Origin of the sequence: Pseudoalteromonas sp. Z1A2, from assembly GCF_011378755.1 — a bacterium.
Lineage (GTDB): Bacteria > Pseudomonadota > Gammaproteobacteria > Enterobacterales > Alteromonadaceae > Pseudoalteromonas > Pseudoalteromonas distincta.
The window spans coordinates 181,812-196,829 of the sequence record NZ_WTKX01000003.1 but is presented as its reverse complement, the minus strand read 5'-3'; the positions used below and the strand labels follow the sequence as shown (position 1 = coordinate 196,829).

At 38.8% G+C, this 15,018-nt stretch carries 13 protein-coding genes and 1 riboswitch; of the genes, 8 read left to right on the top strand and 5 right to left on the bottom strand.

Translation table 11 applies throughout. The features are described 5' to 3' along the window. Positions 1 to 10 precede the first annotated feature (10 nt). The gene (thiI, locus tag GQR47_RS03810; protein ID WP_024595947.1) at positions 11 to 1,468 is read left to right on the top strand and encodes a tRNA uracil 4-sulfurtransferase ThiI; all 1,458 of its coding nucleotides are present in this window, start codon (positions 11 to 13) and stop codon (positions 1,466 to 1,468) included. Positions 1,469 to 1,493: 25 nt separating this feature from the next. Here thiI and GQR47_RS03805 read toward each other — a convergent pair whose 3' ends face one another. Together GQR47_RS03805 and GQR47_RS03800 are read right to left on the bottom strand one after the other, a co-directional pair. Continuing rightward, positions 1,494 to 2,396 carry a 2-dehydropantoate 2-reductase gene (locus tag GQR47_RS03805; RefSeq protein ID WP_024595948.1) on the bottom strand — a complete coding sequence of 301 codons (903 nt, stop codon included), beginning with the start codon at positions 2,394 to 2,396 and terminating at the stop codon, positions 1,494 to 1,496. Beyond that, positions 2,389 to 2,742 carry a VanZ family protein gene (locus tag GQR47_RS03800; RefSeq protein ID WP_002958754.1) on the bottom strand — a complete coding sequence of 118 codons (354 nt, stop codon included), beginning with the start codon at positions 2,740 to 2,742 and terminating at the stop codon, positions 2,389 to 2,391. The genes GQR47_RS03805 and GQR47_RS03800 overlap by 8 nt, the downstream gene beginning before the upstream one ends. A gap of 152 nt (positions 2,743 to 2,894) precedes the next feature. On the opposite strand from GQR47_RS03800, the gene GQR47_RS03795 reads away from it, so the two are divergent. The 3 genes from GQR47_RS03795 to GQR47_RS03785 all read left to right on the top strand — a co-directional run bounded on the left by GQR47_RS03795 (position 2,895) and on the right by GQR47_RS03785 (position 6,462). Next, positions 2,895 to 3,377 (top strand): YajQ family cyclic di-GMP-binding protein, encoded by a 483-nt coding sequence (locus GQR47_RS03795; protein WP_002958753.1) that lies wholly within the window; start codon positions 2,895 to 2,897, stop codon positions 3,375 to 3,377. A 188-nt stretch (positions 3,378 to 3,565) separates the two neighbouring features. Then, complete coding sequence (locus tag GQR47_RS03790; protein ID WP_024595949.1) at positions 3,566 to 4,360, top strand: hypothetical protein; 795 nt, start codon at positions 3,566 to 3,568, stop codon at positions 4,358 to 4,360. 54 nt (positions 4,361 to 4,414) lie between these two features. Continuing rightward, positions 4,415 to 4,599, top strand: a riboswitch (cobalamin riboswitch). 36 nt (positions 4,600 to 4,635) lie between these two features. Beyond that, a complete protein-coding gene (locus GQR47_RS03785; RefSeq protein ID WP_024595950.1) occupies positions 4,636 to 6,462 on the top strand; it encodes a TonB-dependent receptor in 1,827 nt (608 codons plus the stop codon). A gap of 77 nt (positions 6,463 to 6,539) precedes the next feature. Here GQR47_RS03785 and msrA read toward each other — a convergent pair whose 3' ends face one another. From msrA to GQR47_RS03770, 3 genes are all read right to left on the bottom strand, one after another. After that, on the bottom strand, positions 6,540 to 7,076 hold the full coding sequence (gene msrA, locus GQR47_RS03780; RefSeq protein WP_024595951.1) for a peptide-methionine (S)-S-oxide reductase MsrA: 537 nt from the start codon (positions 7,074 to 7,076) through the stop codon (positions 6,540 to 6,542). An 85-nt stretch (positions 7,077 to 7,161) separates the two neighbouring features. Further along, the gene (locus tag GQR47_RS03775; RefSeq protein WP_024603401.1) at positions 7,162 to 10,260 is read right to left on the bottom strand and encodes an efflux RND transporter permease subunit; all 3,099 of its coding nucleotides are present in this window, start codon (positions 10,258 to 10,260) and stop codon (positions 7,162 to 7,164) included. 3 nt (positions 10,261 to 10,263) lie between these two features. Further along, positions 10,264 to 11,316 (bottom strand): efflux RND transporter periplasmic adaptor subunit, encoded by a 1,053-nt coding sequence (locus GQR47_RS03770; protein WP_154903486.1) that lies wholly within the window; start codon positions 11,314 to 11,316, stop codon positions 10,264 to 10,266. 246 nt (positions 11,317 to 11,562) lie between these two features. On the opposite strand from GQR47_RS03770, the gene GQR47_RS03765 reads away from it, so the two are divergent. The 4 genes from GQR47_RS03765 (at position 11,563) to GQR47_RS03750 (ending at position 14,869) form a co-directional block, all read left to right on the top strand. Next, positions 11,563 to 12,267 carry a DUF2982 domain-containing protein gene (locus GQR47_RS03765; RefSeq protein WP_024596874.1) on the top strand — a complete coding sequence of 235 codons (705 nt, stop codon included), beginning with the start codon at positions 11,563 to 11,565 and terminating at the stop codon, positions 12,265 to 12,267. A gap of 22 nt (positions 12,268 to 12,289) precedes the next feature. After that, entirely contained in the window at positions 12,290 to 12,622 is a 333-nt protein-coding gene (locus tag GQR47_RS03760) for a hypothetical protein (RefSeq protein ID WP_024596875.1), read from the top strand. A gap of 69 nt (positions 12,623 to 12,691) precedes the next feature. Beyond that, positions 12,692 to 14,341, top strand: coding sequence for a DUF1566 domain-containing protein (locus GQR47_RS03755; RefSeq protein WP_024596876.1), 1,650 nt, complete (start codon positions 12,692 to 12,694; stop codon positions 14,339 to 14,341). A 9-nt stretch (positions 14,342 to 14,350) separates the two neighbouring features. Next, complete coding sequence (locus GQR47_RS03750) at positions 14,351 to 14,869, top strand: DUF1566 domain-containing protein (protein WP_024596877.1); 519 nt, start codon at positions 14,351 to 14,353, stop codon at positions 14,867 to 14,869. The last annotated feature ends 149 nt before the right edge of the window (positions 14,870 to 15,018 follow it).

Below are 15,018 nucleotides of genomic sequence, written 5' to 3'. Positions count from 1 at the left end.
AGAGTGAACTATGCTTAAATTTATCGTCAAACTACATCCTGAAATAGCCATCAAAAGCCGTTCGGTCCGTAAACGCTTTACTAAAGTGTTAGAAAATAACATTAAGATTGTATTGCGACGTCTTGACGAAAAAGTACAAGTAAGAAATAACTGGGATAATATTTCAGTTGTTACAAAGCTTGAAGATGCACAAGTTCGCCTTGATTTTATCGACAGCCTTAAACGCATACCTGGTATCGTTCAGTTTATTGAAGTAACTGAGACGCAATTTGAAACTCTCGATGATATCTATCAAAAAACAATAGCGTTAGTGGGTCATACAATTGTGGGTAAAACCTTTTGTGTGCGTGCTAAGCGTATAGGCCAGCACGACTTTACCTCGACTGATTTAGAGCGTTATGTTGGTGGTGGGCTAAATCAACATATTGAAGGCGCAAGCGTTAAACTTAGCCGTCCAGAAGTAACAATACGCTTAGAAGTAAAAGACGATAAAGCTTATATTGTTTCGCAAACGCATTTTGGTATGGCGGGCTTTCCACTACCAACGCAAGAAGACGTGCTTTCGCTTATGTCGGGTGGTTTTGACTCTGGCGTAGCAAGTTACCAAATGATTCGTAAAGGCGCACGTACGCACTTTTTATTCTTTAATCTAGGTGGCGCAGCGCACGAGATTGGTGTTAAGCAAGCGAGCTATTTTTTATGGAAAAAATACAGCTCAACACATAAAGTTAAATTTATAACAGTTGATTTTGAACCTGTTGTTGCTGAAATTCTAGAAAACGTTGAAAACAGCCAAATGGGTGTTGTACTTAAACGTATGATGATGCGAGCAGGAAGTGTAGTGGCTGAAAAGTTAAACATTCAGGCGCTTGTCACTGGTGAAAGTATTGGCCAAGTATCTAGTCAAACATTAGCGAACTTAAGCGTGATTGACCGCGTTACTGAAACGCTCATTTTACGCCCGCTAATTCAAAATGATAAACAAGAAATTATTAATCTTGCTCGCCAAATTGGTACAGCTGAAATGGCTGAAACGATGCCTGAATATTGTGGTGTTATTTCTAAAAAACCGACAGTTAAAGCCAAAATTGAAGTAATAGAAGCCGAAGAAGAAAAGTTCGATTTTGATGTGCTAGATACCGTAGTAAATAACGCGCGCATAATGGATGTACGCGATATTGACGTAGAAGCCAAGCAAGAGCTAAAAGAGGCTGAGTCGGTTGCTGATTTACCTGCAGGCTCTGTAGTAATTGATATTCGCTCACCAGAAGAAGAAGAAGCTGCACCGCTTGTAATCGATGGTGTTGAAGTGGTGCATTTGCCGTTCTTCCGTTTAGCTACTAAGTTTGGTGATTTACCAAAAGACACTGACTACTATTTATATTGTGACAGAGGCGTAATGAGCCAACTACAGGCACTTATGCTGCACGAACAGGGCTTCGAAACTGTAAAAGTTTATCGCCCGTAAAGTTAAAAGCTTATATAAGCGTGGTTTATACCACGCTTTTTTTTGCCTGAATTTTGACTAACAACTCATCGTTGTAAGGCGTTGGAATACTGTAAAGTTTACCTTGTTGGCTAATATAGCCACATATAGCTGATATTTCTGTTTCTCTATTGTGAGCTATATCTTGCTGCATTGATGAGTAATTATTTGCGGTTAACTCCATTATTTTATAAGCGGTATTGAGAGCTTTAATTAATGGGATATTAAGCCCTTGAGCCTTTGCAATATTGCATGCTTCAGTGAGTGCATTAAAAATTATTGTATTGTACTTAGGTGCACGTAATTCGCCATTTTTTACATTACTTAAAGCGCTTAATGGATTAATGGCAATATTGACGAGTAGCTTTTCAAAACGAAGCTGCTGAATGTTATTAGTAAACTTTAGGTTGGGTATTACTTTAAAAATATCAGCTATTGGCGCGCTATTTTGAAGTGCAAGCTCATTACAGCCACCAATAACGCTTTGTCCTTCACCTGTGTGTTGCACAATATATTGGTTTGATTTAAAGCCCGCTATGCTTGTCGTTAAAAAGTAGAGTGCTTGATGGGTGTTTAGCTGGTTATTTATCTCATCAACGTTGCCCATTCCATTATGCGAAAGTACAACAGAGCAATGTGTCGGTAAAAATGGCTTTATTTGAGAAAACGCATCAAGCACTTGAAAAGCTTTAACGGTAAATAAAATTACATCAAATTCAGTTGCTTTATCTAACTGATTTAATGAAATAAATTTTGCGTTAATTTTTTTTGATGCACCCTTAGCTCTGCTGTAAAAGCGGGTGTTTGTTGGGTTTTTACGAGTTAAAACACTGACATTATGCGATGCGCTCAAAAAGTGGCTCAGCAATAAGCCAATAGCGCCATCGCCAACGATTAAAATATTAGCCATGTGGGTTCTTTTTTCGAGGTGTAAAAATTACTCTAAGTAAAAAGTAGCTTGCAGCACCTGCAAAATCAGCAAAAAAATCACCAAGTGATGCTTGCCTATAAGGAAGTGCGTCTTGCATTATTTCTATCGAGGCGCCATAGCCTGCTAATAAGAGTATTTGAGCATATAAAGGAAGCTTAAAAGCCTTATCCATTATTATGGCTAATATAAAAAAAATCCCAAAATGGGCGACTTTATCAACATGAGGGAATAAATTTACAACGCCACCTTTTATTTCTTTAGCAAATAAAAAGGTGAAAGCCACTATGCTGATTAAAAAAACTGCTTGATAAACACGCCTTGTCACGACAAATCCTAAAATCGCTTAAAAAAGAGGCGCAAGTATATCAAACTAATTTAGTATCGCACCTGAACAAGATGCAGAAAAATGTAAAGATTTATAATTTTAGCGTTATAATTGCCACATAAAATTAAGATTAAATAGTTAGGAGTATACTAATGCCTTCATTTGATATTGTATCTGAAGTAGAAATGAACGAAGCTAAAAATGCGGTTGATAACGCAAACCGTGAACTAGAGACTCGCTTTGATTTTAGAGGCGTTGATGCATCTATTGAGCTAAACGATAAAACAATTAAGCTTAAAGCAGAAGCTGACTCTCAAGTTATGCAGTTGTTCGATATTTTAGCGGGAAAAATTTCAAAGCGCGGTATGGATGTAGCTAGTTTAGAACTTCAAGATATTAGCCGTGCAGGAAAAAATGTATTTCGTAACGTTGGGTTAAAGCAAGGTATCGAAAAAGACATGGCCAAAAAAGTGGTTAAAGCCATTAAAGATTCAAAAGTTAAAGTACAAGCCGCTATTCAAGGCGAAGAAGTGCGTGTGACAGGTAAAAAGCGTGACGATCTTCAAGAGGCAATGCAGGTAGTACGCAGTGCCGATTTAGGTCAGCCTTTTCAGTTTAAAAACTTTCGCGACTAATTTATAAACTGTTTTTAATAAAAATGCTTTAATTTGTCTATATTTGCAGACAGATTAAAGCTACTTAATTTTTTACAACTTTCCCATCTTATCCTCTCGTAGTTCTGCATGTATTAATCCACCTTTTGATATTTAAGCTATTATATTTAATTGAATATAATAAAAATTTCACTCTAGAAGGTATTAAAATGAGACCCCATCAATTATTTCTGTTATTTGTTTTGCTTATATTTACCAAGCCAAGCTTATCAAAGCCAGTTGATATTGATGTATTGGTCGAAGATGGCTACTTTCCGATTATTATTAACGCGCAAAAAAAGCAGGGCTTTGCTCCTGAGTTTATTAATATTTTAAACGACGCACAGGAGGAATTTAACTTTATACTTATTTCTTTACCTGTAAAAAGGCTTACTTTGTCTGTTGAAAAAAATAACTTCGACGTTTTATTTTTAATGGCAATGCAATGGCTGCCAAAAACAACGCAGAAAAACATTGAAAAAACTGAATTTTATACCATCACCAAAAACGAGCTTTATACACTCAAAGAGAATGCATCAGAACAAACTTATTTTGACAATCTGGACAAATTAACCAAAGTTGGGGTTTTAGGGTACTCGTATCAATTTGCAGGATTTAATACAAATGCCGAATACTTGAGAGAAGAGCACCAGGTAAGCCTTACAATCGATGAATTCAATGTAGTTAAAATGCTGCTATTAAGGCGCGCTGAAGTCGGGGTTTTAAACAGTATTGCTTATCAGTATTTTAAAAAGCAGAATATCTTAAATATGGATTTACTATTTAAGAGTGACGTACCAGATGCAGTGTATGAAACACATTTTTTGATTAACTCACAATCAAATAAAATATCTAGTCGCAAAATGGATGAAATATTAAATTTACCTACTACACAAATGCAACTTCAGAAGCTACTTGATAAGTACGGTATTCCTTCAAGCTATAATAATACAGCACTGAACTGAAATAGCTTTTAGCTATATAGACGTCCATTGACATTTGTAAACAAAATGCTCACAATGACGGCATATTTTCAAGGTGCTTGCTAGCCACTTCATGTAATGATTTTTTTAGCAGGATAATCGGGAAGTTGGTGCGTTTTCATGATGACTACAAGCCCAACACTGCCCCCGCAACGGTAGAGTATTGCATGTTTTTATGTGCTTACTGAGTCCGGAGACCGGCCTTGATGCAATCTTACTTACTTAAATCTTTGCGGTGGGCAAAGGTAGGGGATCTCATGTTAAACAAAACAACTCTAGGCGTTGCAATTTCTGCTGCGCTTTCATTTTCTGTGTCTGGTGCAGAGCAATCAATTGAAAAAATAACCGTTACAGCTAATAAGTTTGAGCAATCAATTAACGACGTTTTAGTGAGTGTAAATGTTATTGAACGTGCTGAAATAGAAGCTAGTAACGTACGCGATTTACCTACACTTTTAAGCACGCGAGTGGGTTTTCAAGTTAATCCAAACGGTGGTTTTGGTCAAAATACAGGTGTGTCACTTCGTGGTACAGGCTCTGGCGATACGTTGATTTTAATTGACGGTGTACGTACAGGCTCAGCAACACTTGGTCAAAAAGCACTAAATAATGTCCCTTTAAATAGTATTGAACGCATAGAAATTATTAAAGGCTCTCGCGCGGCTGTTTATGGCTCTGATGCACTCGCTGGTGTTATTAATATTATTACGCGTGAGTCAGATAACTTATCCCTAAGCGCTACATTTGGTTCTGACTCTTATCAAAATTATCAAGTTGCAGGTTCTGTAAAATCAGATGATATAACAACAGCATTTAACGCAGGCTTTGAAAAAACAGATAACTTTGATGTACTGCAAGGCGTAGCACCTGATGAAGATGGCTATGAAAATAAAAACCTTGGGTTTAAAGTAAACTACACCGATGCACATTACGGCGACTTTAAGTTATTAGGCCAATACAGTGAAGGTTATGCAGATTACGACAGTAGCTTTAGCCCAGCAGATAGTACGATTGAACGAGATGACTTTAAAAACTACCAACTTTCTGCAGGTTGGAGCAAAAACTACACTAACCAAACGCATAGTATTGATTTAGCGCTTTCAACAGATGATTCAGACAATACATATGTCGATTTTTCAGTTGGGCCAACAACAAGTACCTTTATAACTAAACGCGCACAAATTGATTATAACGGCCAGTACCTGTTATCTAATGAACTTAACATTAGTGGTGGTATTAATTGGTACAACGATGATGTGTCGCATAGTTCGCAACCATTTGTTGAAGACAGCCGCGATGTACTTGCTGTGTTTGTAGGTGCTTACTATGATGCAGATAAAGTACTGGCTAATTTAACTGTTCGCCAAGATGATGATGAGCAATTTGGCGACGAAACAACGTATACAGCCGCTGCAGGTTATCATTTATCTGAAGATGCAACATTTCGTATAAGCCAAAGTACTGGCTTTAAAGCTCCTACATTTAACGATTTATATTATCCACTTTATGGTAACCCTGATTTACAACCTGAAAAATCAGTAAACCGTGAGTTAGGTTTGAGTGTAGATTTTGATATCGCGCAAGTTGATATTGCAATATTTAGAAACGATATAGAAGATAAGATTGATTACGATGCAAACTTTGCATTGGCTAATATCGATGAAGCACGTTACGAAGGGGTTGAATTTAGCTTATCTCAGCAGTTTTTTGGTTTTGATAGCAACCTTAACTTTGCTTATTTAAGCGCTGAAGACGAAGAAACGGGCGCAGAGTTGCGTAATGTTGCTAAACGTACTTTTAACTGGGAACTTGCAAAACAGTTTGGTGCTTTTGATGTAAGCTTAGACATGCAATACCGTAGCGACCGACAAGGTGCTGTGACGCGCTTAGGCTCTTATACACTCTGGAACCTAGCGGGTAATTATCAAGTAAATGAACATATAGAAGTTTCACTTCGTGTAGAAAACTTATTTGATAAAGAATATAACGCTGTTGATTCAAACACTGATTTTACAACGGGTGAAGTGTATTACTACAACACGCCAGAGCGTCGCTTTTTTGCAGGCGCAAGCTACCAGTTTTAACGGTATTTATTAATATTAAAAAGCCCGACTTATGTCGGGCTTTTTAATGTGTAGCTAAGTTTAACTACTAAAATTAGCTAGTCAGCTAAGAACTCTTTAAATACGGTTTCAAACTTGTGTAACTTAGGTGCTATTAAAATACTACAGTAACCCTGCTGTGGGTTTTCGTTATAGTAATCTTGATGATAATGCTCTGCTGGATAATACGTAGTGGCAGGGCTGACTTCTGTCACAATTGGCTCAGCGACATGGCTTTGCAGTTGAGCTATCATTTCGTTGGTTTGCTTAAGTTGAGCTTCATCGTGATAGTAAACCACACTTCTATATTGTGTGCCTATATCGTTACCTTGGCGATTCAATTGTGTTGCATCATGCAGTGTGAAAAACATTGCTAAGAGTGTTTCAAAGCTAACTACAGTCGCGTCAAATTCAATTTTAACAACCTCAGCGTGACCGGTTGTGCCTGAGCATACAGAATCATATGTTGGGTTATTTGTTTCACCGCCGGTGTAGCCAGAGCTTACGGTTAGTACGCCATTTACACGTCTAAATGCAGCATCTATACACCAAAAACAGCCGCCACCAAATGTTGCTACTTGCGTTGTTGAGCTCATAAGTATTCCTAAAATGTATATGGGGTTTAAAGGCGAGCATAAATTGTATGCGCCGCAACAACAAGGTTACGGCGCAATTAAGAGGCTAGATCTCTTCGAAAGGTTTTTCAGCGGCTTGTTTGTCTAATTTTTGCTGTAAAAATTCAGGTGATTGAGTGTTACGTGCAAGTGCATAATATGCAGCAGGTACAACAAAAAGAGTTAGTAGGGTCGATACAATAACCCCAGTAAACACGACTACACCTATCACCATACGGCTTTCAGCGCCCGGACCTGAAGCAAGTACTAAAGGTACCGAACTCATAACCGTAGTCAGCGAGGTCATAATAATAGGGCGCAAACGCTGAGTTGCTGCTTGCAAAATAGCTTCACTAAATTCAACGCCTTTATCGCGTAGTTGGTTAGTAAATTCTACAATCAAAATACCGTTTTTAGCACTTAGCCCTATGAGCATGACAATACCTATTTGGCTGTAAATATTTAAGGTAAGTCCTGTAGCCCAAAGTCCGAACATAGCGCCCATTAAACCAAGTGGTACGGTAAGCATGATGACGAACGGATGCATAAAGCTTTCAAACTGTGCTGCCAGTACTAAAAAGGTAACAGTGAGTGCAAGTATAAATACGTAGGTCATCGCTGATGCGCCTTCGTAATAAAGCTGCGACTCGCCTTTGTAATCTACGGCGCCATCTATATCGTTTTCTTGCGCGGCTACTTCGTTTAAAAAGTTAAGCGCTTGCTCAAGCGTATAACCGTCGGCTAAGTTGGCGCTTAATGTAATTGCGCGCATACGGTTGTATCGGTTTAAGCGCGATGCGGTTGCTTCTTCTTTTAAGCTGATAAGGCTATCAAGTGGGACTAGTTCACCGCTTCGTGATTTAAGATATATATTTGAAATGTCAGTAGGGTTAGTAAAGTCTTCTTTAGTCCCTTTTAAAATTACATCGTATTCTTCACCACGGTCAATAAAGGTTGTAACACGGCGCTGGCCAAGCATTGTTTCAAGTGTACGGCCTACATCAGATACAGAAACGCCTAAATCAGCGGCCTTGTTTTTATCTATGCTGACTAAAAACTGCGGGAAGGTTTCTTTATAATCATGATCGATTCTTACTAAACCTGGGTTTTGTTCAGCACGCTTAATTATACGGTCACGCCAATCGGCAAGTTGTGCATAATCATTACCTTGTAATACAAACTCAATAGGGCGAGATGAACCACCACCGCCAATACCACGGCGCATAATGGCAAATGCACGAACATCGGTAACTTCTTGCATTTTACCGCTTATTTCGTCCATTACTTCCCATGTTGAGCGTTTGCGTTTATCCCAATCGGCCATACCAACAATAGCAACACCGCCGCTGCCACCCCAGCCAGGTACTCGAACAAGTACGCGACTTAGCTCACCTGCTTGCGAGTAAGGCATTAAGCGTTCTTCAATTTTAGCCATATTAGCGGCATTATTTTCATAACTTGCGCCCTCAGGGCCGCTCATCATAATAAAGAACGTGCCACGGTCTTCTTTTGGCGTTAGCTCAGAGGGGACTTGTAAAAACAACGAGTAACTAACAAAGCCCGCTAATAATAGGCTCACCATTAAACCCCATTTACGGGTTATGTTGGTGGAGAGTGAATTACGGTAACTTACTTCAATTTTAGTAAACTGGCGGTCCATCCATTGGCTAAATTTATTTGGTTTGTCTGATACTTTAAGTACTTTAGAACACAAGGCTGGTGCGAGAGTCAGCGCTGTAACACTTGAGAAAAATACGGCAGCACTTACCGCCATTGCAAACTCAGTAAATAATGCCCCTATACGGCCATCCATAAACACCAATGGCACAAACACCGATATTAGTACAAGCGTGGTTGCGACAATGGCAAAACCAACTTCACGCGCACCTCTATATGCAGCTAGTAATGGCGGCTCACCCAGTTCAATACGACGGTGAATGTTTTCAAGCATTACAATGGCATCATCTACTACTAAACCAATAGCCAGTACTAAGGCAAGTAAAGTTAGTAAGTTGATTGAGTAGCCCATTGCTAATAAAAACATAAAGCTACCAACAAGTGCGACCGGTACGGTAACCGCAGGAATAAGCGTTGCTCGTATATTGCCTAAAAACAAAAATATAACGAGTACGACTAAACCCATAGAGATGGCAAGTGTGCTGTAAACTTCACTAATTGATTCTTTAATAAATACAGACGAATCGTAGCTGTCTTGAATTGTGGTGCCTTCAGGTAGGTTACGTTTGATTTTTTCAAGTTCACTGCGTGCGTTATCTACTACGGTAAGCGTGTTTGCTTTAGCTTGTTTTACAATTCCTAGGCCAATCATGTTGCGCCCGTTACCACGAAATAAGCTTTCGTCATCGGCAGCTTCTAATTTTACGTCGGCAACTTCACCTAAACGCACTAAATAACCTTCTTCACCACGTTTAATAACAAGGTTTTTAAAATCGCGCTGATCTTTATAACTACGTGCGGTACGCACGGTAAAGTCGCGATCTATTGATTCTATTTCGCCGGCAGGTAATTCAACGTTTTCTGTACGCAGTGTATTTTCAATATCGCTCGAGGTAATGCCACGTGCAGCCATTGCTTGGCGGTTTAGCCAAATTTTCATGGCGTATTGGCGCTCACCACCAATACGCACGTTAGATACACCATCTACAACGGCTAAACGGTCAACGATAAAGCGCTGTGCGTAATCAGAGAGCTGTAACGAGTCCATTGTTTCGCTGTTTAATACAAACCATGCGATTGGGCTTTCATCACTATTTGACTTAGACACTTCTGGTGGGCGTACCTGATCGGGTAAACTATCAAGTGCACGTGCTACACGTTCGCGTACATCGTTAGATGCGGCATCTATATCGCGGTTAATATCAAACTCAATGGTAATGTTTGAACGCCCATTACGGCTCGAAGAGTTAATACTTTTAATACCTTCAATACCGGAAATTCGATTTTCTATTATTTGCGTTATTTTGGTTTCTATAATTTCGGCAGAAGCACCTGTGTATTCAGTGCTGATATTTACTATTGGCGTTTCAATATCAGGGTACTCACGAAGTGGCAGCATAGTAAATGCAACCAGACCAAAAGTAAGAAGCAGTAAATTAATTACTATGGCAAAAACGGGGCGTTTAACGCTAGTATCAGTAATTTTCACGTATTACCCCTTTACGCTTACTTTACTACCAGAGCGAATTTTTATTAGCCCTTCAGTAACAATTTGCTCGCCATCATTTAAACCTTCATCGATAGCAACCCAGCCATTATTTCTGCCAGCAACATGCACTTCAACCTTATTGGCTACTCCGTCTTGAATTTGAAAAACAAAGTGTTTGTCTTGTAAAGGGATAACCGCTTTTTCTGGCACCATTAAAGCTTGGTTACTGCTTAGCTCAAGTGCTGTATTTAGTAACATACCAGGGCGAAGTAATCCTGATTTATTAGCAAAACTTGCAGTTACTTCAACACTGCGTGTTACCGAATCAATACGCGAGCTAATATGCGTTACCTTGCCGTTAAATGTCTGCCCTGGGTAGGCATCGTTTTGGGTAAGTACTTTCATACCTATGTTTAATTGTGCTAAATATTTTTCAGGTACTTTGAAGTCAACTTTAATAATACTAATATCATCAAGTGTGGTGATTATTGTTGTGTTGCTTACGTAGGCGCCAACTGATATTTCACGCTTACCTAACAGGCCTGAAAATGGCGCGGTAATAGTCATTTCATTTAACTTTGTTTTAGCGCTTTCTAGTTGAGCTTCAGTGGCATCAACACGAGATAATTGTTCTTCAAGTAATGACTTTGCCGTTGATTGCGAGCGTGAAAGTTCGGTAAGGCGATCTAACTGGCGTTTTTCCTCACGTAAGTTAATACCGAGTTCTTTAACTGCAAGTTGCTCTTGTTGGCTTTGTAACTGTACTAATTTTTGTCCTTTACTGACTAAGTCGCCATCTTTAAAATATATATCTGTGACATAATCGTTTTGCGCACTTTTTATATAAATAGCTTGGTTTGCACGTGCACTACCGATGGCCTCTATCATCACTGCGTTTTCCTCAGAGGTAACAGTATGAGCCGTTACTTGGGTAGACACTTGTGATGAATCGGCTTGTTCGCCGTGGCTAGCGGGTAAATATAAATAAACGCTAAATATTAGAAGTAACGTAATAATAAATGGAAAAAGTGCTTTACCTGATTGTCTTGAGTACATTGATTTCATACCTGAAAATGAATTGTAAGTATTGTACGAAATAAGACCGTGAAAAGACGGTTATGTATCTCATAAATTTGTGCGTTAAGCGTAAAAGTAAATAAGATTTATTCATTGTTCCTATTTTGTTGAGGAAAAAGCGGTAATGTATGAAATTTGAAACTAGCTGTAACTTATGTATAACAACAAGAAAGGTCATAATTTGGGGCATTATTATGTTTGTTTTTTATATGGTGTTTTACCAATATGGATAAATCTGACAATGTCATTAAGTTTCGGGCACAGGGCGCGCGAAACGCAATTGAGGCGATTGTTGTAGGTGCTATAGGCTTAGTCTTTATTATGTTATTTAATTTACTGAGGCCGGGTGAGATTAGCATACTTGAAATATTTTTAGTGAGCTTGTGCCTTGTGGCTATTTTTATTGGATTTTTAAAATCTCAAGAACCATACCATAGCCTTATATTAAGCGAATCTGAGCTCGTTTATTGCCACAAGTACGGAGCTTGGTGTATGCCTCATAGTAACTTTCATCACAGTGGAATACCCAAAGTAGAAGATGGCTTTGACTATTTAGAATTAAATGCGGTTGGCGTTAAGGTAAATGATATAGACGACTTTTTATCAAGCATAGCGCCTAGAATTGCAGGGAAATTATTAATAGAGCAGCGTAATTTATTTATGCAAGTTGTTCAAAAACATTGCAAAAATGGCAATTGCCCATCAGAATGGTTAATAGAAGATACACATTACACATCCCATAAAGGGATAAGCTATACTGGGCTTATAGCCATGTTTGCTAATAGAACTAAGCACCTTCAGCAGCTAACAGGTTACGATTTATTATTGCCTGCCAGCGTGTTAGATAGAGATATTTGGGCATTTAGTGCTAACTTAAATAAGTGGAAGCGCGAGCCTAGTCAGTTTATAGCGTCGCAGCTTAGTAATTAAGCTACGACTGTAGGAAAGAAAAATGAGTCAAGAGAGAGCCTTTTTAAAAAGTGGTCGAAACACCATAATACATAAAGATAAAAAGCATGATTTAGTGATTGTAAACTCTGAAATTCATCCTCGAATTAAAGTAACGCAACATGGTCTGGAGCCATTTAAAGAAGAATTACCTAAAAACCGCCGTGATGCAAAAGAGCGTTATTTAGAAATGGTTTATGTAAGTAGCGCTGATGTATTTGGCGAAGAAAAGCAGTTGCTGTTTATTCAAGCTCTAGACGGGCGTGAATACAAAATAGATTACAGTAAAATCGGTACGAAGTTGTTTGTACGTATTCATCAAGACACATATATGTAGTACTGTAATGGCATCTTTATTGCTAGTGATTACACTATAGTAATTATTTGACATAATAAGGTGCTGCGTATGAAAGCGTTTGCTTTAATCCCCCTCATTTCGTGTGGTTTACTGAGTGCGTGTGGAGGCGGTGGCGGTGATAGCGATAATACAGTTGTTGAAACGTCTGTTAATGCTGGAGCCGATTTACAAATTATCGAAAAATCTGAATTTACCATCACAGCACAAGGTTCCCCCGCTGATGGTACGTTTTCATGGCAACAAGTTAGTGGCCCAAGCATAGAAGGTTTCCCCCTTGAAGGCGCTGAGCAAACACTTACTGCACCTGACGTAAAAACTGATAGTGAAATAATATTAAGAGTGAGCTATCAAAGTACAAGTAGTAGCGCTGTTAGTGACGACATTTCTATTTCAGTGAGCTCTAATAACCAACTACCTCTTGCTGTTGTTACACAAACATCTCCTGAAACACTTCCCTCTGTATACAAAGATACAGTGACTTTGAGTGCCCTAGAGTCGAGCGATCCTGATGATAATGGCCAAATTGATAGTTATTTGTGGCAATTGCTATCGGGTCCTGATTTAGATATTGAGAGTTTTAATGAATCAACTCTTAGCTTTTCTCATCCATTACTTGAAAGCAACGTGAATTTATCTTGGCAGCTAACTGTCACTGATGATGAGGGTGGCGAGGCGAGCACTCAATATTCAATGACACTCAACAAAACAAATGAGTTAGTAGATGCAAATGCAGGCGCAGATCAAAATGTCGAAGAGTTTGAACAAGTAACGCTTGATGCAACAAATAGCGAAACAGTTACCGATACCTATAAGTGTAAATGGCAACAACTTACCGGTAATAGCGAAGCATTAAGCAATAGCGACCAATGTACAACGACATTTTTTGCCTCAGATGTTGATACTGAGTCTACATTGAGCTTTGAAGTCACGGTAACCGACTCAAAAGGACGCACCGATACAGACTCTTTATTTGTTGATGTATCACCCAAAGCACTTGGACTCATCAACGATAGTGGTGTTGGTGAGTGTTATAACAATACTCAACGTATTAATTGTGAGAGTGATGACTTTCCAGCGCAAGATGCAGAGCTTGGACGCGATAGCTATGCAAACCGCTTAGATAAAGTTGGCAAAGGTAATTTAGCGTTTGATTACACTAAACTTAATGAGTTTGCTGATGAAGTTGGTGATGATAGTAGTGACTTTACCTGTATACGCGATAATGTTACTGGGCTTGTATGGGAGGTGAAAAGTGTGGCATCTGGCACGGTACCAAATACTTCGTTACGTGATGGTCAAAATCATTACTTTTGGGATGTAGGGAATACGACTTTTACCGATACCAGTACAGCCAATTCAACGTGTCCGGACAATACAAGTTGTGGAGTACAAAGTTATATAAACGAAGTTAATGATTTAGATTTTTGTGGTGGTACAAACTGGCGATTACCTACTTATACAGAGCTTTTGGGCTTAATTGATTACGGTAAACAAGGGCAAAGTATATTAATTGATGAGGCATTTTTTCCTAATATGCCAAGTGAAAGTGCATTAAGCCATTTACGTTACTGGACCTCACAAACAGCAGCTGATGGTACCAGTTTATCTCAAGCGTATATCATTGATATGAGTGATGGTAACGACCTTGCTTATCCAAAAGAAAATACTGCTTATGTACGTTTAGTTAGAAGTCGTTAGGAGAAAATAATGAAATTTAAATTACTCTATGCACTAGCAACTATAAGTTTGAGCTTTAATATTGCAGCGGCGCAAACGTGCTACGACGGTGCAGATACCACAACACCGACAGATAGATTTACCATAAATGCAGATGGCACAGTGTCTGATAGTGAAACAGGCCTTATGTGGCAACGCTGTAGTTATGGGCAAACTTATAATACAGAGACACAACTTTGTGAAGGTTCAACACCTTCTCTTACTTGGCAAGAGGCACTACGCGGTGCTAAAAATGATACAACCGCAGATTACGATGATTGGCAAATGCCTAACATTAAAGAATTGGCGAGTATTTTAGAGCACAGTTGCACAGAGCCGAGTATTAATGAAGACGTATTTTTGGGCACTAAGCTTCAAAACTATTGGTCAAATACATCGGGTGTAAGCACAATGAGCTCAGCGTGGGTTTATCAATTTGATAGTGGGTTGAATAGCTTACATGCTAAAACCAGTAATGTGTATTTACGGTTAGTGCGCTACGAAGAGTAAAATGCATACTAAGATTAGACAGACAAAAGTGCAGCCTTAAAACAGCTGCACTTTTTTGTTTTACATAAATTTACGTTATTTCAATAATAAAGCGCTTACAACGTTGTCACTCAGCGCATTTTTTTGCCATTATAGGCCGTGATTTAATT

Bases quoted from the DNA above. Each gene is read 5' to 3' on its own strand.
- thiI (WP_024595947.1), top strand. From the start codon at position 11: ATGCTTAAATTTATCGTCAAACTACATCCTGAAATAGCCATCAAAAGC.
- GQR47_RS03805 (WP_024595948.1), bottom strand. From the start codon at position 2,396: ATGGCTAATATTTTAATCGTTGGCGATGGCGCTATTGGCTTATTGCTG.
- GQR47_RS03795 (WP_002958753.1), top strand. From the start codon at position 2,895: ATGCCTTCATTTGATATTGTATCTGAAGTAGAAATGAACGAAGCTAAA.
- GQR47_RS03790 (WP_024595949.1), top strand. From the start codon at position 3,566: ATGAGACCCCATCAATTATTTCTGTTATTTGTTTTGCTTATATTTACC.
- GQR47_RS03785 (WP_024595950.1), top strand. From the start codon at position 4,636: ATGTTAAACAAAACAACTCTAGGCGTTGCAATTTCTGCTGCGCTTTCA.
- msrA (WP_024595951.1), bottom strand. From the start codon at position 7,076: ATGAGCTCAACAACGCAAGTAGCAACATTTGGTGGCGGCTGTTTTTGG.
- GQR47_RS03770 (WP_154903486.1), bottom strand. From the start codon at position 11,316: ATGTACTCAAGACAATCAGGTAAAGCACTTTTTCCATTTATTATTACG.
- GQR47_RS03765 (WP_024596874.1), top strand. From the start codon at position 11,563: ATGGATAAATCTGACAATGTCATTAAGTTTCGGGCACAGGGCGCGCGA.
- GQR47_RS03760 (WP_024596875.1), top strand. From the start codon at position 12,290: ATGAGTCAAGAGAGAGCCTTTTTAAAAAGTGGTCGAAACACCATAATA.
- GQR47_RS03755 (WP_024596876.1), top strand. From the start codon at position 12,692: ATGAAAGCGTTTGCTTTAATCCCCCTCATTTCGTGTGGTTTACTGAGT.
- GQR47_RS03750 (WP_024596877.1), top strand. From the start codon at position 14,351: ATGAAATTTAAATTACTCTATGCACTAGCAACTATAAGTTTGAGCTTT.